This is a genomic window from Enterobacter sp. Taxon_2, assembly GCF_058355295.1.
In genome coordinates, this window is record NZ_CM178024.1 from 2,171,111 (window position 1) to 2,189,715 (window position 18,605).

The window sequence follows — 18,605 nt, forward strand, 5'->3', positions numbered from 1 at the left end:
ATGGCTACTATCCCAACCCTGACTTATCTTCCATCTGACGAAAACGTCATTCTGCAACTTATCTCCCGGCCGCTTCCGGCTGATGCCGATCTGTTTGTCGTCGCCGACAACTGCGCCGCGCTGGTGAGCGTGCTGGTCGAAATCGATGATGTCGCGAGCCGCACTGCGCTGTGCGAGCGTCTCCTTCAGACCCTGCGCAAGCTGCGTGAGCTCTGCGATGCCGATCTTCCGCCATACCTGATTGAACAGTTGATCATGGGTGAGAAAATCAACTCCTGCGTGCCGGACTGCTGGCAGGACACCCTGACTCAGGTGGACTACGTTCTGGCGCTGACACAGGCGGTGATGGGGGGAACGCTGCCCGCTCACGTAGCGAAGGAACTGACAGGCCTGCTGCACGATATGGTGTGGCTGCTGGCTGAGTTTGTGAAGGAACCGCGCATCACTACACATTAAGGGCGCAGGCGTGGAGGGGCGGCAGCGCCCCTTTGAAAGTGTGATTAACGCGATCGGTTCCCGGTATCCAGAAGCGACGTACCGTAAGAGTTGTCGATGGTACAAAGCCAGCGACCATCGCTTTCCTGTCGAAAAACATAGGTCGCGCGGCGCGACATTTCTGTTATTCCACCCTGACCATCAGGAAAACGCAGAACGGTTTCCATGATAACGAGGGCATTACCGCCACCTTCGATCACCTGCATCTCCCCTTGTTCGACGATCAGCTGATCCTGAAAATAATCAGAGATGGCAATAAACGCGCTGCGGATGTTCTCTTTGCCTTTAACCGTCATGCCTGGCTTGACCACCAGAGCCGCGTCTTCGGCGTAATACTCCATCAGCGCGTCATAGTTTTTGGTGGTGATGGCATGGTCACAGGATTCGATTATCTGGCGTAGCGGATGTGGGGTCATGCGCGTTTCCTCTTTATAGGGTAAACAGGTATTAACGTAACAGTCTGGCGTGTTTGTATAGCTACCAGGTTTTGTGGCGGGGTGTTGTGGGAAAGTTGAGGGGGGAGATAACGTTAGGTCTGCTGTGAACGAACAGCGGACATCATTTCCGATGGTTGATAACGCAAAGCAGCCTGCTGTAACTTCCACCAGGCTGCGGTGAACAACGGCGCCAATAAGCTGGTGCGCCAGTATTATTATAAAACCCAGACGATATGTCAGACAGGCTTATCGTCACAGTGGCTGGTATAGAAACTCACGCCATTGCCATCAGGGTCCAGCATTGAGAAGTAATAATGTCCATACAGCGAACCTTCTGCAATTTCCAAAGGGGAATACCCTTTTTCAATCAATCCGGTTCGATAATTCTCAAGATCTGATCTGGAATGACCCGCGATCATCAGATCAATTTTTTCGGAAATAAAATCAGAGCGCTGGCCGACACGGCTGTCGTGAAGCGTATCAGTCATTGGATCGTCTTTTGCCGCTAACAATAAATGTGTGCCGCCGCGTAGTTCGATGATTGCCATTCCTGGAAATTTGTCGAATCCGCGAAGACCTAACCCCTGATAAAAATCGTAACTCGACTCAATATTTTTCACTTTCATGACAAAGTGTGCGATGGCTGCAGATGGTAAACACTCTTCCATTTCATTGCCTTATATGTGTTTAGTGGTGGAAAGTTACAGGAGCGATCTTGTCGTACTAGGATCGCAGTGCTAATCTGACTGGCCAGTCGAAAACATTATGCGACTGATCAGTCGAAAAAGACAAGGGGAAGTTGTGACGCGTAAAAAAGAGATCGACAGAGAGCACGTTTTGGATGCTGCCGAAAGAATCATTCTTGAGTCTGGAGGGCGGATATTTACGCTGGATGCCGTTGCGGAACGTGCTGGCATCAGTAAAGGCGGCCTTGTGTATACCTTTTCATCAAAGGATGGCCTGATATACGCCGTGCTTGAGCGAGAAGTGAAGCGTTTCCAGCAGGCAGTCAGCCAGCGTCTTATTGATACCGCCGCAGGGCCACGGGAATTAATTCTTGCGCACATCGAGGAAGCGCTGGAGGAGGAGGATGCTGTAACACAGATGGCGGCGTTTCTTATCACGGCTCTCGTGCATGCGCCAGGTATGCTGGAACCCGTTCGCAACCTGTATCGCTCACTCCTCGAACCACTACGCGAGGCTGGAGAGGAGATGGCCGATGTCAGGCACGCGTTTCTCGCTGTAGAAGGCATATTCCTGCTACGCGGACTGGGGCTCGCTGATATCCCGGCAGACGAAATAAAATCGGTATTGCGTCACGCGCGTGAAATGATTTTGGCGGCGTTGGCACGAACCCGCTGAGGCAATACAATAAAAGCACCTGTTCAGTAGATGCTTTTATTCAGAAAATATGTCTTAGATTTTGCCCAGCAGAATATTCAACATGCGGCGCAAGGGCTCCGCCGCGCCCCACAATAGCTGATCGCCAACCGTCAGAACCGAATATATTGGATCGTTGTTAAGTGACATCTTCTTGTAACGGCCAATACCAACCTGAAGCGAACCGCTGATATAAGCCGGGGTCAATTTACTGACGCTTTCAACCTTGTTATTGGGCACATAGTTAACCCAGGGATGAGAATGCGTCACTAACGCTGCGAATTCTTCTTCGCTGACGTCACGCCTGAGCTTCAGGGTGATTGCGGCGCTGTGGCAGCGTATCACGCCAACACGAATACACAATCCATTTACCGGGATCGCACCAGGAGACAAACCAAGAATTTTGTTTGTTTCGGCTTCACCTTTCCACTCTTCACGGCTATTACCATCCCCCAAATCGCTGTCAATCCACGGTATAATACTGCCCATTAAAGGTGCGCCGAAATTCTGTATCGGCATGTCAGCACTGTTAATTAACGCACTGACTTTATTGACTAAAGGCAGCACTGAACCTGATGATGCCAGTTCATCAGAGGACAAATGCTTACTGATCCAGGCACTTTGAACAATTAATTCCCTGACATATTGCGCCCCCGCACCTGATGCAGACTGATAGGTCATAACGCTCATCCATTCGATCAGGTCAGCCTTAATCAACCCAGCCAGCCCCATAAGACTCAGCGTGATGGAACAGTTGCCACCGACAAAAAGTTTAATTCCCTCTTTAACGGCACGATCAATCGTGGGGCGATTGACGGGGTCGAGAATAATGCAGGCTTTCTCATCCATCCGTAGTGCTGAGGCCGCGTCAATCCAGTAGCCTTGCCAGCCACGATTAATCAAAGCAGGATAGATTGCTTTTGTGTAATCACCGCCCTGACAGGTAATGATGATATCCATTTCGGCCAGGTCACTGATGGAATTAGCATCTTTGAGTGTGTAGCTGACGCCGCCAATGACTGGACCGGCGGCCCCGGGGCTTGAAGTACTGTAAAAATGCGCTGAGATATCGTCGAAGTCGTTCTCTTCGACCATTCTCTGTAATAAAACAGAACCGACCATTCCTCGCCAACCAACAATACCAACCTGCTTCATTTGTTTAGCCTTATCAACGTTACAAGAATGTTAATTTCCGCATCAGGTTATATCTCATCCCAGGAAGAAGATCACTACGGACTGCAGCTAATTCCTTAATTATTAAAATGTTTCATAAGACATCAGTGATATTTATACCTGATAAAACCATCAGTTTAAAAACGATCGCAGGCATGACGTGCAATGACTGTCATTGAAGAATGAAAGAGCAATTATTAAGAAGGGAATCTCTGGCAAAGGGGGAGCCCGGAATTGGCTGCCGGGCCTGGTGAATAGTTCAAAATGAGTGATGATTGTTCTGACAATCAGGCCGCTTTCACAGCCCTGATTTTTTTCGTGTCAGCCGCATCGGATTCCGTTTTATCCGCTACAGCTGGAGCATTGAGATCGGGAAGCTTGCTGGTACGCAGAATATGCTGCACGGTCTCTTTCTGCTCGGCGAGATACAGGCCAAGATTTTCAGCCTGCGTTTCATCCATCTGCATTCCGCTTTGCAACAGCCAGTCGGTGAACGCGTCTGCCATATCGAGCAGCTTGTCGTGAGCGTCAGCCTCTTTCTTACTGGCAAATGTCATTTTCTCTTCACCTTTTCTTACGACAACAAATTTTGTTTCAACAGCCATCGTGCACCTCGCTATACTGTATTTATATACAGTATAGCAGTAACAGATCGACGTTGCAGCAAAATATGCATTACTGGCGAAGCTGCTGCGTTTCCGGGCCACCCAAACTCCGTCGCCATGCCCCAGGCGCCTGACCATACTGACGCTTAAAGCTGCGGTTGAAGGACTGCTGGGAGTCAAAGCCAAGTGCTATCGCCACGTTCAGAATCGGTTCATCGCTGCGGGTTAAGCGCTCAACCGATTTTTGCAGCTTTTGCGCGCGAATATACCCGGCGAGGGGATAGCCGGTATGCTCTTTAAACAGGCGCTGGAGGTGCCATTTTGAGTAGCCGGAACGCCTGGCGACGGACTCAATGTCCAGACGGCTATCCAGGTTGTTGTCGATCCAGTCGAGTAAATCATGCATAAATGCGCCAGTGTTCATCTGGTTGCCCTCACGCTGCTTGTATAAAAGTATCTTTGTCTGTTGCATTAAAAGGTGGCGCGTTTTTGTAGTAATTGCAAGTTTTATTGTTGCATTTAAAACCCTGAGCGAAACGGGTCTTTTTACATCCGCTCAAATAGCACATAAAGTGCAACAATTATTCTTGCACTTAGTTAAGCGCCTTCCTACAATCGCCGCGATAGTGTACTCGCAACTGTTACAGTTTTGTGGCGATGAACGACACAAATGGCCTTGAGACAGCCACCGGACAAAGGAAGTGGCGCGGTGCCTCCTGCTGCGTCTTGCCCGGCGGCGATAATGACTGGAATAAAAATAATGAGCCTGCAAAAAACCTGGGGTAACTTTCATCTGAACGCGCTGGGGGCAATGTTGCTCTCCGTGCTGCTCGTCGGATGCGATAACAGCGTCGCGCAAAATGCCGCGCCGCCTGCGCCCGCCGTCAGCGCTGCTGACGTGGTGGTGAAATCTATTAGCCAGTGGGATAGCTTTAACGGACGGATTGAAGCGGTGGAGAGCGTTCAGCTACGTCCGCGCGTTTCCGGCTACATTGATAAAGTGAATTACACCGACGGCCAGGAAGTGAAGAAGGGCGAGGTGCTGTTCACGATTGATGACCGAACCTATCGCGCCGCGCTGGAACAGGCGCAGGCGAACCTGGCGAGAGCCAAAACGCAGGCCAGCCTGGCGCAAAGTGAGGCTAACCGTACCGATAAGCTGGTCAATACCAACGTTGTCTCCCGTGAAGAGTGGGAGCAGCGTCGTTCGGCCGCCACTCAGGCGCAGGCCGATATTCGCGCCGCGCAGGCGGCAGTGGACGCCGCGCAGCTCAACCTGGACTTCACCAAAGTCACCGCGCCTATCGATGGTCGCGCCAGCCGGGCGCTGATCACCAGCGGGAACCTGGTGACTGCGGGCGACACCGCCAGCGTCCTCACCACGCTGGTCTCGCAGAAAACCGTTTACGTCTACTTTGACGTGGACGAGTCAACCTACCTTCACTACCAAAACCTGGCCCGCAGCGGGCAGGGGGCGTCCAGCAATCATACGGCGCTGCCGGTTGAGATTGGCCTGACGGGCGAGGAGGGCTATCCCCATCAGGGCAAAGTGGACTTCCTTGATAACCAACTGTCGCCAGGTACCGGCACCATCCGTATGCGCGCGCTGCTGGATAACGCGCAGCGTCAGTTCACGCCGGGACTGTTTGCCCGCGTACGCCTGCCGGGCAGCGCCGAGTTCAAAGCTACGCTTGTCGACGACAAAGCGGTGCTGACCGATCAGGATCGTAAATACGTCTATATCGTGGATAAAGAGGGGAAAGCGCAGCGTCGTGACATCACGCCGGGACGTCTGGCAGACGGTTTACGCATCGTGCGGCAGGGGCTGAACCCTGGCGATAAAGTCATCGTCGAGGGTTTACAGAAAGTGTTTATGCCGGGCATGCCGGTTAACGCGAAAACCGTTGCCATGACCGCCAGCGCCGCCCTCAACTGATCCCTTGACCTGAGAATCCACCCATGGACTTTTCCCGCTTTTTCATCGACAGGCCGATTTTTGCCGCGGTCCTGTCGATTCTGATTTTTATCACAGGGTTAATCGCCATCCCGCTGCTGCCGGTGAGCGAATATCCTGACGTCGTGCCGCCAAGCGTGCAGGTGCGTGCGGAGTACCCAGGCGCCAACCCAAAAGTGATTGCCGAGACCGTGGCGACGCCGCTGGAAGAGGCGATCAACGGCGTTGAGAACATGATGTACATGAAGTCCGTCGCGGGTTCCGATGGCGTGCTGGTCACTACCGTCACCTTCCGTCCGGGAACCGATCCGGATCAGGCACAGGTTCAGGTGCAAAACCGCGTCGCGCAGGCCGAAGCGCGTCTGCCGGAAGATGTGCGGCGTCTGGGCATCACCACCCAGAAACAGTCCCCGACGCTGACGCTGGTGGTGCATCTGTTTTCGCCTAACGGTAAGTACGACTCCCTGTATATGCGTAACTACGCCACGCTGAAGGTGAAGGACGAACTGGCGCGTCTGCCCGGCGTCGGCCAGATCCAGATTTTCGGCTCCGGCGAATACGCGATGCGCGTCTGGTTGGACCCAAATAAAGTGGCGGCGCGCGGTCTGACCGCCTCGGACGTGGTCACGGCGATGCAGGAGCAAAACGTACAGGTCTCCGCCGGTCAGCTTGGCGCCGAGCCGCTGCCGAAAGAGAGCGATTTCCTGATCTCCATTAACGCCCAGGGGCGTCTGCATACCGAAGAAGAGTTCGGCAATATTGTCCTGAAAACAACGCAGGATGGCACGGTCGTCCGCCTGCGCGACGTGGCACGTATCGAAATGGGCTCTGGCAGCTATGCGCTGCGTTCCCAGCTGAACAATAAAGACGCGGTCGGGATTGGTATCTTCCAGTCGCCGGGGGCGAACGCCATCGATCTGTCTAACGCGGTGCGCGCGAAAATGGACGAGCTGTCCACGCGCTTCCCGGCGGACATGAAGTGGGCGGCACCTTACGATCCGACGGTCTTTGTGCGCGATTCGATCCGTGCGGTGGTGCAAACGCTGCTGGAAGCGGTGGTGCTGGTGGTGCTGGTAGTCATTCTGTTCCTGCAAACCTGGCGCGCGTCGATCATTCCGCTGATCGCGGTGCCGGTGTCGGTGGTGGGTACCTTCAGCATTCTCTACCTGCTGGGCTTCTCGCTGAATACCCTCAGCCTGTTCGGGCTGGTGCTGGCCATCGGTATCGTGGTGGACGACGCCATCGTGGTGGTGGAAAACGTCGAGCGAAACATTGAAGAGGGGCTTGCTCCACTTGCGGCGGCGCATCAGGCGATGCGCGAAGTGTCCGGGCCGATTATCGCTATCGCGCTGGTGCTGTGTGCGGTGTTTGTGCCGATGGCGTTTCTGTCGGGCGTTACCGGCCAGTTCTACAAGCAGTTTGCGGTGACGATCGCGATTTCCACGGTCATCTCCGCCATTAACTCGCTGACGCTCTCTCCGGCGCTGGCGGCACTGCTGTTAAAACCGCACGGCGCGCCGAAAGACTTCCCGACCCGGCTTATCGATCGTCTGTTCGGCTGGATTTTCCGTCCGTTTAACCGCTTCTTCCTCCGCAGCTCGAACGGCTATCAGGGGCTGGTGGGCAAAACGCTGGGACGACGCGGCGCGGTATTTGTGGTGTATCTGCTGCTGCTCTGTGCCGCAGGCGTCATGTTTAAAGCGGTGCCCGGCGGGTTTATTCCGACGCAGGACAAGCTTTACCTGATCGGCGGCGTGAAAATGCCGGAAGGCTCTTCGCTGGCCCGCACCGACGCGGTGATCCGCAAAATGAGCGAAATCGGGATGAATACCGAAGGCGTGGACTACGCGGTCGCGTTTCCGGGGCTGAACGCGCTGCAGTTCACCAATACGCCGAATACCGGGACGGTCTTCTTCGGCCTGAAGCCGTTCGACCAGCGTAAACATAGTGCGGCGGAAATTAATGCGGAGATTAACGCGAAAATCGCCCAAATCCAGCAGGGCTTTGGCTTCTCCATTCTGCCGCCGCCGATTTTAGGACTGGGTCAGGGGTCGGGCTATTCCCTGTACATTCAGGATCGCGGTGGTCTGGGCTATGGCGCGCTGCAAAACGCGGTGAACACCATGTCCGGTGCGATTATGCAGACGCCGGGAATGCACTTCCCGATCTCAACCTACCAGGCTAACGTTCCGCAGCTGGACGTGCAGGTTGACCGCGATAAGGCGAAAGCGCAGGGCGTATTGCTGACCGATCTTTTCGGTACGCTGCAAACCTATCTGGGCTCGTCGTACGTCAATGACTTCAACCAGTTCGGGCGCACCTGGCGCGTGATGGCGCAGGCCGACGGGCAGTTCCGCGACAGCGTGGAAGATATTGCGAATCTGCGCACCCGCAACAGCCAGGGCGAAATGGTGCCGATTGGCAGCATGGTGAACATCACGACCACCTACGGGCCGGATCCGGTGATCCGCTACAACGGTTACCCGGCGGCGGACCTGATTGGCGATGCCGACCCGCGCGTGCTTTCATCTGCGCAGGCGATGACGCAGCTGGACGCGATGTCTAAGCAGATCCTGCCGAACGGGATGAACATTGAATGGACGGACCTGAGCTTCCAGCAGGCCACCCAGGGGAATACGGCGCTGATCGTCTTCCCGGTCGCGGTGCTGCTGGTGTTCCTGGTCCTGGCGGCGCTGTATGAAAGCTGGACGCTGCCGCTGGCGGTGATCCTCATCGTGCCGATGACCATGCTGTCCGCGCTGTTTGGCGTCTGGCTGACCGGGGGCGATAACAACGTCTTCGTGCAGGTAGGGCTGGTGGTGCTGATGGGGCTGGCCTGTAAAAACGCCATTCTTATCGTGGAGTTTGCCCGCGAGCTGGAAATTCAGGGCAAAGGCATCATGGAGGCCGCGCTGGAGGCGTGCCGCCTGCGTTTACGCCCGATTGTGATGACCTCCATCGCCTTTATTGCCGGGACCATTCCGCTGATCCTTGGTCACGGCGCGGGTGCAGAAGTGCGCGGCGTCACCGGGATCACGGTCTTCTCCGGGATGCTGGGCGTGACGCTGTTTGGTCTGTTCCTGACGCCGGTGTTTTACGTGACGCTGCGTAAGTTAGTGACGCGTGGTAAAGAGGAAAGGGAAGTTCTGCCTGCCTAGGGATATTGCAGATAATAAAAAACCGCCTTCATAGTGAAGGCGGTTTTTTTTCGCATCAGATAAAACGTTATGACGTTTTTTGATACTGGGCAATGAGGTCGGGGAGCGGATCCCATCCGCTGCTGTCGGCGTTTTTGACCGCTTCCAGGGCGCTTGCCACGGTATGGCGGGCCAGTACCGCTAACGACGCCTGCTCAGCTTCTTCGGAAATCGATTTGAAATACCAGCAGGCGTTCGCGCTGACAACGCAGCGGGCCGGTACGTCAGGGCGCGACGCCCACAGCTTTTTATCTTCGATGACCGACAGGTAGATATCGCGCAGGGTGATCTCTTCCGGTGGGCGACCAAGATGAATGGAGCCGTTACGTCCAAGCGTTGAGACGATAATGCCGTCTCGCGTCAGCGGAACCATCAATTTGCGGATGAAGCTCGGGTTCGCTTCCAGGCCGTAGGCCAGAATCGCACTCGTTGAACGTTCACCCAATTGCTCCGCCATCGCTACGCTGAGAACCATCTGCAAAGCTGTCGGGAAGCGGTAATCTAACATTTCTCTGTCCTGGGTTGCGGTGAATCTTATTCTTTTTGGCACCGCAGAGGTGAATAAGCAATAAACAACAATATAACAAATACGGTAATTATTTTGAAGCAATCTGCGGCATTTGCGATCAAACCCCCTGTTCTGCTTTAGCTAAACGTGCGGTTCGGGAAGTCAACCGTCACCATGAGGCCTCCTTCAGCGGAAGTGCTCAGGTTTACGCTGCTGCTGTGTTGCTGCGCCACCGCTTTGACGATGGCAAGCCCTAGCCCGCTGCCGCTTTGCACCTGATTGGGATCGCGGAAGAAGCGGTCGAACACGCGCTCCCGCAGTTCAACCGGAATGCCGGGTCCTGCATCTGAAACGCGAAGCCGCGCGAAGCTATCTACTACACGGACATCGACCTGAATCCGCCCGCCCTCGGGGCTGTACTTCACGGCGTTCTCAATAAGATTATCAATGAGCGACACCAGGCGTTCCCTGACGCCTGAGATCCAGATTTCATCCTCGGCGAAGAATTCCAGCTCAATGTCGCGCGCAGACGCTAGCGGCTCCAGCTCGGCCATTCGTTCCTGAATAAGCGTTGTCAGCGGCACGGGCTCCATAGCCGTATCAATACGCGCTTCACTGTGCATCATCAGCAGCAGTTGGTTGACGAGACGCGCGGCGCGGCTGTTGCTGCGAATCACTCCCGCAAGCAGCTCCTGCTGGTTCTCGCTGATGACCCAGGACTGCAGCGCTTCCACGTTGATGCGCATCGCCGCGAGGGGGGTACGCAGCTCGTGCGCGGCATCCGCAATGAAAACCCGTTCCCTTTCCGCGCTTTCACGGACTCTGGCAAGGAAGTCATTGATCGCGTCCACCATCTGACGAAGCTCCCTGTGCCTGGGAACGGCTTTTAAGGGGGAGAGATCGTCAGGCGTGCGTAACGTAATTTCATTGACCACCTTACTCCAGGGACGCATCGCAATGCGTATTGACAGCCATGCGGGAAACAGCAGAAAAGGGAAGCAAACCAGCAGCGGCAGGATGTAGTAGCCACGTGAGTTCAGATAGATAAAGAAGTTCCAGCCGCTGGCTGGGGTGAAAAGGGTAACCTCCACATTGGAGTGAGGGGATTTGAGGGTGCGGCTGGTCCAGACGCGACCTCCACTCTGAACGTGTTCCAGTTCTCCGGGCCGGGTGTTTGCTACTCCGCCAGGTGCCCCTTTTGATGAAAATATAACGGCATTATTCTTGCGAACGATGAGGTTAATCGACAGCACGGGATCGTCCCCGCCGCCATAGCCTTCACGCAGCGCCTTACTGAAGGCTTCCAGCACCGCGGTGCGATCCTGCGGGCGTCCGTCCATACGCTCGACCAGGGTAAAAAGGGTTTCGTAGGTATTACTGCCCGTGAGGATAGGAGGACTGCGCAGGTCCTCCCACAGAATGAAGGTGACAAAAAGACACCACAGCAGGGTAAGCAGCAGCAGCTGGGCGATAATAATTCGCCGTACCAGCGTTGGGCGTCTCAGGTGATACCAGACGTTTTGCATCAGCCGGTCACCTTCTGAATGGATACGGTATCAATGACGTACCCGACGCCCCGCACCGTTCGCACATAGCCGTCGCCGATCTTTCGCCGCAAATTCCCCATATGCACGTCGAGCGCATTACTGAGGTTCTCTTTGTTGCCGAATATCCGTTCTTCCAGAAACCGTCGCGTAATTACGCGGTCAGCGCGCAGCATCAGCGTTTCCAGTAGCGCGTATTCACTGGCCGTCAGATCGATATGGCGCGCACTTACCGTCACGCGACGCGTCGGGACATGAAGAGATAGGCCTCGAATTTCTATCGCCTCATTCTCGAAACCGTAGCTGCGCCGCGCCAGGGCTCTGACTCGCGCCAGCAGCTCGGCGAGAATAAAAGGTTTGACGAGATAGTCATCCGCACCGGCATCCAGCCCGCTCAGCCGATCCTGCAATGTGCCTCGCGCCGTCAGGATGATGACCGGGATCCCCTTGAGCTGCTGACGCAAACGCGTCATCAGGCTCATGCCATCGCCGTCGGGCAGTCCCAGGTCGAGCAAAATAAGTTCCGGCACGCAGACGTCCAGCTGATGCAGCGCATCCTCTTTACGGCGTACCCATATGACGTCAAATCCTTGATCTGAGAGGGCGATACGTACGCCATTGCCGAGATCGAGGTCGTCTTCGATTAGTAGAATTTTCACACTGGTAACTGTATCAACCGTGAATGAAGAACATCTTAAGAAAAAAACGGTATCAGGAAATCTGTCCGGGTTACAGCATCTGCTCGCGCTTCAGTGTTTCTTCATTTTCGGCTCATCAGAACCTTAGGGTCAGTATTCAAAATGGGCGTTCTGGCGGTTAACCGCATGCATCGTCATCATTTGAATCCAAAAGGGCTTCTGTAATGAGAAACATCGAACTGCGTCATACGTTCCCCCATTTACTTTCGGGCCGCAGCCTGAAAAACATCGCGCCGGGCGTCGTTCTGGCGTTACTGGCCACGCCCGTACTGGCGGCAGAACAGAGTCACGAAAACGTCTTAACCCTGGGGGGCGGCGTGGATGTCGCGCCACGCTACTCGGGTTCAGATAAAACTCGCGTCTCAGCGGCTCAGGTAGTGGATTATTCCATGGCAAATGGCTTCTTTATCGGCACCACGCGAGGGATCGGTTACGGCAACAACATTGGTAACCTGGATTACAGCGCAGCGCTGAGCTATCGAGTTGGTCGTAAAGATAAAGACGTGAGCAGCGATTCGATCAGCTCCGGCAGCGACGAGCTGCGAGGGATGGGCGAGATAAAAGGCTCGGCTATTGTTGTGCCTGGGCTGGAGTACAAGGTGACCGACTGGCTTCATCTACAGCTGCAGGCTGAGGTACCGGTTTCTGAAAGGGACAACGGTGAAGCGGTACATTTCGGCATTTCCAGCCCGTTCTACACCTCACCAACAAATGCGGTGACGCTGGCGCTGACCGGCAGTTGGGGATCCGACAAGTATATGCAGACGTATTACGGGGTCAACGCCGCCCAGTCGGCCGCATCAGGCTTTGCCCGACATGACGCCGGGGCCGGGATTTATGCCTGGTCGATGAATCTGGACTGGACCCACAAGCTCACCTCGCGCTGGAGCGTGCTTGCCTCAGCGGGCGTGACGCAGTTGACGGGGGATGCGGGGGATAGCCCGATTGTGCATCGTAAAACGTCCCCTACGGGGAGTTTGAAGGTGACGTACAGTTTTTGATGGTGGGCTGTGGTGGCTTAAAGTTTTGAGCGCGCACTAACAGTGTAGATAAGCCGCTCCGGTTGAGATGGCGGGGCGGTTATCCTTGCTGATAGTTACAGCACTGCACACGTGTTTGACGGATTTATCTAAAGCTCCATTGTGCTGTAATGACAAACACGGAGGGGATGATAATATCCACATCCATTCCAAAATAAGACATAAATCTATAGTTTATTGAGTACAGTTTTATTTCATCGGCAGAGCAGCCTCCAGGTATAATGTCCGCTCAGATAAACGGCAAAGAGGGTGTGATAAAATGCTGACATATATCACTATAGGTACAAATGACCTTCAGCGCTCCGTGGCGTTTTATGACGCTGTTTTTAGAGTGCTTGGCTATTCACGTGTGCCTGCCTGGACAGAAGGTTGGGCAATGTGGGGAGATGAAAATAATCCGGAGGAGGGTTTCAGCTTCTGTATTTGCCCTCCTTTTGACGGGCATCCCGCAACGGCGGGAAACGGGACAATGTTCGCATTCCGTGCCGATAACGCGGACCTTGTCAGACGGTTCCATGCGGCAGGCCTCCTTGCGGGCGGGAAGAATGAAGGCGCGCCGGGTACACGAACCGCGTACGGTCCCGATTTTTATGTTGCCTACCTGCGCGATCCTGATGGGAATAAGCTGGCATGTGTTTGCCAGCATTATTCTTCGGAGACAGATGAGTATTCAAAGGAACAATAGTTTCTCCATGGATGAAATTTAGAATGTTTAGCGGTGACTAAATCAGCCGTGTAATAGGGCGTTCCCTACGAGTAATCTCAATTCAGAACACGGCTGGCGCAGACTGCCTCTGGCTCGATGCGGACGATCTGACTGTGCTTAAGGTCCGCAGTGAGCGAGAAGCAGACGAGAAATGAAGATGATTGCCCGTGATGTTGTGTCCGGGGTAGCTTTGTAAGGTGGTCAGGCTGTTATTACAATTCCCGAACCGAGAGCTGTGGAGAGTTACTCTCTGGGTAAAAATGGATCCGGCCTACATTTTGATGAAATGCTTCTGGTATTTCTTATTTACAGATAAATGAGAGGGCTTTTGACACCACACTTCGTGGCGTAATGGTAAAGTGTCGTGATGCTCACTCTGGATGGGTTTGCTTCTATGCTGCAGAGGTATTTGTAAGAAACACCCATTTTATTAGCGAGTTGTTGTCGCGTCAGGCCAGCGATACTGCGCCATTCCATCAGCGTTTTTTGGAGGGTTTCCTTTAAAACTTCATTTTCAAGGCCGCTTTTTACCGCTGTTACAGTGAGTGCCTCTTTTCTGACATTATCCCAGCATTCATGGTTACCCGGTTTTGAGGGGGTCTGTCGGTCTGCCAAAAATGCTACGGCGTCATTCTGGTTGTAATGCTTCTTTTTCTTCATCGTTACGCCTAGAATTACCCCATCTTCAACAGTTCTGCTAATGAAAATGACTCTTTGTATGCCTGCTCCTTCTGTTTGAATCCCTGTTAAATTCTCATCTACTCTGAACAGAGTAGTGAAATCATCGCCGTTCAAAAATCTGTCGATAGCATGTATCACCTTCGCCCGGGAGTGGGTCGGGAGAGCTAAAAACTCTGCCTGTGCTGTTCCAGTTATTTTCATATTTTTGGGGCTCCGGTGTTGATTAGTTGCATTTTTTGTTTAGGCAGTAATTTACCTTTTCAGACCTGATGAACACGAATGTCCAGACCTTTAAACGCATTCACATATTCTTTTACTGTATTTTCCTCTGTCACAATGACATCGATATCGGTACTTTTTGCCACAACATATCTTGCGACACCGGGCATTTTCTCTGCGGTTAGAGCAACAATGTTTTCGCTGCTTTGATGTATGACGGCTTTTTTGAATTCACAGTCTGCGTAGTCGTAACCCGTTAATCCCGATTCCGGGGCCATCGCGCACCCACCAATAAAAGCCTGATCAAAATTTATCCCCTGGATCTGAGCTAATGCCGTGGAACCGATACAACCGTTCACACCCTTGTGAATCTGCCCGCCAAGGATAATTACTTCGCACATCGGTTTATTCAGAAGTACGGTCGCTATTTCAGGCGAATTCGTTACCACGGTTAAGCTCAGGTCTTCCGGAAGAGCCTCCGCCATGACCAGATTGGTCGTTCCTGAATCGATAAAAATGCAGGTTTCCGGTTTCACAAGTTGTGCACATTTATGCGCGATCTTGCTCTTTGATGAGGTGTTCAGGGATTTTCTGACATCAAAATCACTCACTTCAGGGATGGTGATCACCGCTCCACCATAGACCTTCTTACAAAACCCATCTTTGCTAAGTTCATGTAAATCACGGCGAATTGTATGTTCAGATACATTAAGGGTACTGGCTAACTCGGTCACAAGCACCCTGCCAGTCTCCCGGAGAGATTCTTTAATGAGCTCTTGTCGTTGGTCGGGGAAAGTTGCATAATCGAGCATGTTTTTTCCTGAAGTTATCTAAATCAAGCATCAGAGAGCATGATCGTGCATAAGCAATCCTCATGTCAACTCTCTGTACAGAAAGATGAGGCCTGAACGTGTTAGCAAATCCTGATGTGCGTTTTCTGAACCAACTCGCTGCGTTATCCGAAGATCTTATTTTGAAGGAACACGTTGTGGCCGCAAAAATACAGGGAGGGCGTGATGTTTCGGAAAACGAACACTATCCTGAGGGCAGTGACAGGGTTCTGAATACCCTGAAGGACTACATTTCGACGGAATACCCTGCACACGCGGTGGATGACCATAGTCGGGATGTTTCTGAGAATGAGTTTGTCTGGTCTGTCGATGTATTTACCACTGAACGACTGAGTGATCATGGCTTACCGGCGAAAGGCGTCTCCGCAGGGTTGTCTCACCGGGGAAAAAGCGTGGCAGGTATGGTTGTCAGGCCATTCACGCGGGAACGTTTCTGGGCCGAAGGCGCTGAGGCGCTGACCTTTGGCCCTCTCGGTCAGTTTCGTCTTAACACCAGAAGAAATATACAGTTGCATCAGTCGATTATGCATGTCAGTGAAGATGACTTTTTCAATGAGGTTACCCAGAAAGGCATTCAAAACCTGTCTTCCCGTGTGCTTATGACCCGACAGGGTGACCCGTGCCACGCAATGACCATGCTGGCTGCCGGCTACATCGATCTGTGCATCATCCATCCCGACAAGATGAGTGCACTCTCTCCCCTGATCCTGCTGGTCAAAAATGCCGGGGGATGTGTGACTGAATTGTCCGGACAACATGCCGGGTATCTGGCCAGCTCCGGGCCGGTTCTTCATGCAGAAATCCTCAGAGTGCTCAATTCAGCTAAATAAAGGTAATTCATGTCCATTTCAACACTGGAACGCTATCAGCGTTTGGGTACGAAACTTATTTTGTTTGTCGCCGGCTTTAGTACATCTTCATGGGCTGTGGTGGTGCCTTATGCCAGAGCCAATACCGGCGTAAACGAAGCAACATTAGGTACGCTTCTGCTTTGTCTCGGTGGCGGTGCATTGCTGGCCATGCCACTTACAGGATACCTGACGGCAAAATACAGCTGCAAAAAGGTCATCCGGGTGTCCGTCTGGAGCATTATTTTTTCACTGCCTTTACTCTCATTGATTGCCTCACCGTTGCTGCTGGCGGCAGTACTGCTGATATTTGGTACCGGGATTGGTATTACTGCCGGTGCCATCAATATTCAGTCTGTTATCGTGGAAAAAAAGGCCGGTAAACCGCTTATGTCAGGCTTTCACAGTATGTACAGCTGCGGAGGAATTGCCGGTGCCGGACTCATGACCGTGCTCCTGTCTACGGGTGTACCGGTTTCTGTCGCGACGGCATTTATCTCGGTAGTGGTGATCGTGCTGTTCACAATAAGTCATAAAGGGCTACTAACTGAATCCAGCCATGCGGAAGGTCCCACTTTTGCAAGGCCAAAAGGGATTGTCCTGTGGATGGGGATTATTTGCTTCAGTGTCTTTCTTGCTGAAGGCACGGTTCTTGACTGGAGTGCCGTTTTCCTTACGGAGATCCGGGGCGTGGCCGAATCCAACGGCGGACTCGGTTTCGCAACTTTCGCGCTGGCAATGACCTTTGCCAGAATGATTGGAGATCGTGTCATTACCGTGCTGGGAGCCATACCTGTTGTGGTTGCCGGGGCCCTTATCGCTGCCGTCGGGTTTGCGCTCGTTCTGTTTATACCCGACTGGAAAATATCTTTAGTCGGATATGCGTTAGTGGGGCTGGGATGCGCCAACATTGTCCCTGTCATGTTCTCGGCTGCAGGTCGACAGGCTGCCATGCCCGCGGCGGTGGCCATTCCGGCAGTCACAACGATGGGTTACCTTGGTGTTCTGGCAGGGCCTGCCATCGTCGGATACGTTGCCCACTTCAGCACATTACCCACAGCTTTTATCTGTATCAGCGTACTGATGATCCTGGTTTCCCTGATGACTCTGAAAACGAGAAGCGTGATGGCAGGAAGAACCTGCTCCGCCGAATCAGGTGCCTGACTACCGGAAAGACTTTTGGCTTTATTTATTCCCAGCACTATCAGCGGAAACTTAAGTATCAGATGCGGCCCCATTCAGGATGATGACTATGGTTAAGATGACTGATGTCGCCCGTCATGCGGGCGTCTCTATCGCGACAGTATCAAGGGTGTTATCAGGCGCTAACGTTGTGTCCCCGGACACGCATAAAAGAGTCATGGATGTTATCGCTGAAACGGGTTATGCCATTAACCAGACGGCACAGAGTTTATCGGTGCAGTCTGCGGAAAATATTGGTTTGCTGGTCAGTGAGGCTGTCTATAAAACGCGGTATTTTCCTGAACTTATCCGGCTCACTACGCAATTTGCGCAGGAGCATAACAAGAAACTGATTATTACGGATGCCAGGGCTGACGCTGAGGATGAACGGCAGGGTATTGCCCGTCTGGAGAATCAGCAGTGCGCGGTGATATTGATCATGAGCGTATCCATGGGCAGCGCGGAGCTGGGGCGGATTATTGAGCAATCTGCGTCAGATATCATACTGATCAATAAACGGTTAAGGCAGAACCCGCGTCATGCTATCTGGGTGGATTATCAGCCGTGTATCCTCAGGTTGGTGGAGATGTTAACTCGCTATGAGCGGGAGGATATTGCCATCCTCGGTGATTTTTCAACTGGAACCCCTGATTGTGAAATTATTGAACAGTTCCGGTATGCGGCCAGAAAGCTAAAACTGCCTCGTTCGAAATATCATCTGGTTCCTTGCGCCAGGAATTTTCAGGCGGGGCGCATGGCTATGTCAGGCCTCCTGTCGGGAAAAAGGGCAGTATCAGCCGTCATTACCTGCAATACTGAAATCTATTATGGCGTTTCACAGATGCTGTCCGAACAGCACATACCGGTGTCTCCTTTACTGATTACGTTTGATGAAATTTACGATCCGGTACTTGAGCATCAGGATGTCAACGTTGTCGTTATAAATTACCCGGAACTTATCAGGGAAGCGTTACACAAAGCCGCAGCCTTGTTTCACAATGCCCCCGGCACTGACGCAAAGGTATTTCGGGGAAACCTTATTCTGAGAACGTTCTGACAGTTCGCCTCCTGCTGAAGGGAGGATTGT

At 53.0% G+C, this 18,605-nt stretch carries 19 protein-coding genes; 9 read left to right on the forward strand and 10 right to left on the reverse strand.

Features of this window, described 5'->3' with window-relative positions; all coding sequences use genetic code 11:
* The gene (locus AC4IC4_RS10310; RefSeq protein ID WP_135346240.1) at window positions 1–456 is read left to right on the forward strand and encodes a hypothetical protein; all 456 of its coding nucleotides are present in this window, start codon (window positions 1–3) and stop codon (window positions 454–456) included.
* 44 nt (window positions 457–500) lie between these two features.
* Here the strand turns inward: AC4IC4_RS10310 and AC4IC4_RS10315 are convergent, their stop codons facing one another.
* Window positions 501–911: an SgcJ/EcaC family oxidoreductase gene (locus AC4IC4_RS10315; RefSeq protein WP_248164273.1), complete on the reverse strand. Its 411-nt coding sequence runs from the start codon at window positions 909–911 to the stop codon at window positions 501–503.
* Window positions 912–1,168: 257 nt separating this feature from the next.
* Window positions 1,169–1,600, reverse strand: a complete 432-nt coding sequence (locus tag AC4IC4_RS10320) for a VOC family protein (protein WP_267216576.1) — start codon at window positions 1,598–1,600, stop codon at window positions 1,169–1,171.
* A 133-nt stretch (window positions 1,601–1,733) separates the two neighbouring features.
* Here AC4IC4_RS10320 and AC4IC4_RS10325 point away from each other — a divergent pair, with 133 nt between their 5' ends.
* The gene (locus AC4IC4_RS10325) at window positions 1,734–2,294 is read left to right on the forward strand and encodes a TetR/AcrR family transcriptional regulator (protein ID WP_491472674.1); all 561 of its coding nucleotides are present in this window, start codon (window positions 1,734–1,736) and stop codon (window positions 2,292–2,294) included.
* A gap of 54 nt (window positions 2,295–2,348) precedes the next feature.
* Here AC4IC4_RS10325 and asd read toward each other — a convergent pair whose 3' ends face one another.
* From asd to AC4IC4_RS10340, 3 genes are all read right to left on the reverse strand, one after another.
* Window positions 2,349–3,467, reverse strand: coding sequence for an aspartate-semialdehyde dehydrogenase (asd, locus tag AC4IC4_RS10330; RefSeq protein WP_417927299.1), 1,119 nt, complete (start codon window positions 3,465–3,467; stop codon window positions 2,349–2,351).
* A gap of 305 nt (window positions 3,468–3,772) precedes the next feature.
* Complete coding sequence (locus AC4IC4_RS10335; RefSeq protein ID WP_417927300.1) at window positions 3,773–4,090, reverse strand: YebG family protein; 318 nt, start codon at window positions 4,088–4,090, stop codon at window positions 3,773–3,775.
* 70 nt (window positions 4,091–4,160) lie between these two features.
* Window positions 4,161–4,514: a helix-turn-helix domain-containing protein gene (locus AC4IC4_RS10340; RefSeq protein WP_024909115.1), complete on the reverse strand. Its 354-nt coding sequence runs from the start codon at window positions 4,512–4,514 to the stop codon at window positions 4,161–4,163.
* Between the two features lie 336 nt (window positions 4,515–4,850).
* On the opposite strand from AC4IC4_RS10340, the gene oqxA reads away from it, so the two are divergent.
* Both oqxA and oqxB read left to right on the forward strand, forming a co-directional pair.
* On the forward strand, window positions 4,851–6,026 hold the full coding sequence (oqxA, locus tag AC4IC4_RS10345) for a multidrug efflux RND transporter periplasmic adaptor subunit OqxA (RefSeq protein ID WP_032651126.1): 1,176 nt from the start codon (window positions 4,851–4,853) through the stop codon (window positions 6,024–6,026).
* A 23-nt stretch (window positions 6,027–6,049) separates the two neighbouring features.
* Window positions 6,050–9,202: a multidrug efflux RND transporter permease subunit OqxB gene (gene oqxB / locus AC4IC4_RS10350; RefSeq protein WP_491472675.1), complete on the forward strand. Its 3,153-nt coding sequence runs from the start codon at window positions 6,050–6,052 to the stop codon at window positions 9,200–9,202.
* A 67-nt stretch (window positions 9,203–9,269) separates the two neighbouring features.
* Here the strand turns inward: oqxB and oqxR are convergent, their stop codons facing one another.
* The 3 genes from oqxR to AC4IC4_RS10365 all read right to left on the reverse strand — a co-directional run bounded on the left by oqxR (window position 9,270) and on the right by AC4IC4_RS10365 (window position 11,952).
* The gene (gene oqxR / locus AC4IC4_RS10355; RefSeq protein ID WP_025760257.1) at window positions 9,270–9,749 is read right to left on the reverse strand and encodes an efflux pump transcriptional repressor OqxR; all 480 of its coding nucleotides are present in this window, start codon (window positions 9,747–9,749) and stop codon (window positions 9,270–9,272) included.
* Between the two features lie 137 nt (window positions 9,750–9,886).
* Window positions 9,887–11,275 carry a sensor histidine kinase gene (locus AC4IC4_RS10360; protein ID WP_491472676.1) on the reverse strand — a complete coding sequence of 463 codons (1,389 nt, stop codon included), beginning with the start codon at window positions 11,273–11,275 and terminating at the stop codon, window positions 9,887–9,889.
* The gene (locus AC4IC4_RS10365) at window positions 11,275–11,952 is read right to left on the reverse strand and encodes a response regulator (protein WP_061715351.1); all 678 of its coding nucleotides are present in this window, start codon (window positions 11,950–11,952) and stop codon (window positions 11,275–11,277) included. The genes AC4IC4_RS10360 and AC4IC4_RS10365 overlap by 1 nt, the downstream gene beginning before the upstream one ends.
* A 203-nt stretch (window positions 11,953–12,155) precedes the next feature.
* Between AC4IC4_RS10365 and AC4IC4_RS10370 the strand changes: the two genes are divergently transcribed.
* Both AC4IC4_RS10370 and AC4IC4_RS10375 read left to right on the forward strand, forming a co-directional pair.
* Window positions 12,156–12,992, forward strand: a complete 837-nt coding sequence (locus AC4IC4_RS10370) for a MipA/OmpV family protein (protein WP_491472677.1) — start codon at window positions 12,156–12,158, stop codon at window positions 12,990–12,992.
* Window positions 12,993–13,290: 298 nt separating this feature from the next.
* Entirely contained in the window at window positions 13,291–13,716 is a 426-nt protein-coding gene (locus AC4IC4_RS10375) for a VOC family protein (protein ID WP_491472678.1), read from the forward strand.
* Window positions 13,717–14,043: 327 nt separating this feature from the next.
* Here AC4IC4_RS10375 and AC4IC4_RS10380 read toward each other — a convergent pair whose 3' ends face one another.
* A complete protein-coding gene (locus AC4IC4_RS10380) occupies window positions 14,044–14,619 on the reverse strand; it encodes a helix-turn-helix domain-containing protein (RefSeq protein ID WP_491472679.1) in 576 nt (191 codons plus the stop codon).
* A 59-nt stretch (window positions 14,620–14,678) separates the two neighbouring features.
* Complete coding sequence (locus AC4IC4_RS10385) at window positions 14,679–15,449, reverse strand: DeoR/GlpR family DNA-binding transcription regulator (protein ID WP_463726636.1); 771 nt, start codon at window positions 15,447–15,449, stop codon at window positions 14,679–14,681.
* 98 nt (window positions 15,450–15,547) lie between these two features.
* Between AC4IC4_RS10385 and AC4IC4_RS10390 the strand changes: the two genes are divergently transcribed.
* From AC4IC4_RS10390 to AC4IC4_RS10400, 3 genes are all read left to right on the forward strand, one after another.
* Window positions 15,548–16,318, forward strand: coding sequence for an inositol monophosphatase family protein (locus AC4IC4_RS10390; RefSeq protein WP_463726637.1), 771 nt, complete (start codon window positions 15,548–15,550; stop codon window positions 16,316–16,318).
* A 9-nt stretch (window positions 16,319–16,327) separates the two neighbouring features.
* Window positions 16,328–17,500 carry an MFS transporter gene (locus AC4IC4_RS10395; RefSeq protein WP_491472680.1) on the forward strand — a complete coding sequence of 391 codons (1,173 nt, stop codon included), beginning with the start codon at window positions 16,328–16,330 and terminating at the stop codon, window positions 17,498–17,500.
* Between the two features lie 88 nt (window positions 17,501–17,588).
* A complete protein-coding gene (locus tag AC4IC4_RS10400) occupies window positions 17,589–18,575 on the forward strand; it encodes a LacI family DNA-binding transcriptional regulator (RefSeq protein WP_491472681.1) in 987 nt (328 codons plus the stop codon).
* Window positions 18,576–18,605 lie beyond the last annotated feature (30 nt).

Bases quoted from the DNA above. Each gene is read 5' to 3' on its own strand.
- AC4IC4_RS10310 (WP_135346240.1), top strand. From the start codon at position 1: ATGGCTACTATCCCAACCCTGACTTATCTTCCATCTGACGAAAACGTC.
- AC4IC4_RS10315 (WP_248164273.1), bottom strand. From the start codon at position 911: ATGACCCCACATCCGCTACGCCAGATAATCGAATCCTGTGACCATGCC.
- AC4IC4_RS10320 (WP_267216576.1), bottom strand. From the start codon at position 1,600: ATGGAAGAGTGTTTACCATCTGCAGCCATCGCACACTTTGTCATGAAA.
- asd (WP_417927299.1), bottom strand. From the start codon at position 3,467: ATGAAGCAGGTTGGTATTGTTGGTTGGCGAGGAATGGTCGGTTCTGTT.
- AC4IC4_RS10335 (WP_417927300.1), bottom strand. From the start codon at position 4,090: ATGGCTGTTGAAACAAAATTTGTTGTCGTAAGAAAAGGTGAAGAGAAA.
- AC4IC4_RS10340 (WP_024909115.1), bottom strand. From the start codon at position 4,514: ATGAACACTGGCGCATTTATGCATGATTTACTCGACTGGATCGACAAC.
- oqxA (WP_032651126.1), top strand. From the start codon at position 4,851: ATGAGCCTGCAAAAAACCTGGGGTAACTTTCATCTGAACGCGCTGGGG.
- oqxB (WP_491472675.1), top strand. From the start codon at position 6,050: ATGGACTTTTCCCGCTTTTTCATCGACAGGCCGATTTTTGCCGCGGTC.
- oqxR (WP_025760257.1), bottom strand. From the start codon at position 9,749: ATGTTAGATTACCGCTTCCCGACAGCTTTGCAGATGGTTCTCAGCGTA.
- AC4IC4_RS10360 (WP_491472676.1), bottom strand. From the start codon at position 11,275: ATGCAAAACGTCTGGTATCACCTGAGACGCCCAACGCTGGTACGGCGA.
- AC4IC4_RS10370 (WP_491472677.1), top strand. From the start codon at position 12,156: ATGAGAAACATCGAACTGCGTCATACGTTCCCCCATTTACTTTCGGGC.
- AC4IC4_RS10375 (WP_491472678.1), top strand. From the start codon at position 13,291: ATGCTGACATATATCACTATAGGTACAAATGACCTTCAGCGCTCCGTG.
- AC4IC4_RS10380 (WP_491472679.1), bottom strand. From the start codon at position 14,619: ATGAAAATAACTGGAACAGCACAGGCAGAGTTTTTAGCTCTCCCGACC.
- AC4IC4_RS10385 (WP_463726636.1), bottom strand. From the start codon at position 15,449: ATGCTCGATTATGCAACTTTCCCCGACCAACGACAAGAGCTCATTAAA.
- AC4IC4_RS10395 (WP_491472680.1), top strand. From the start codon at position 16,328: ATGTCCATTTCAACACTGGAACGCTATCAGCGTTTGGGTACGAAACTT.
- AC4IC4_RS10400 (WP_491472681.1), top strand. From the start codon at position 17,589: ATGGTTAAGATGACTGATGTCGCCCGTCATGCGGGCGTCTCTATCGCG.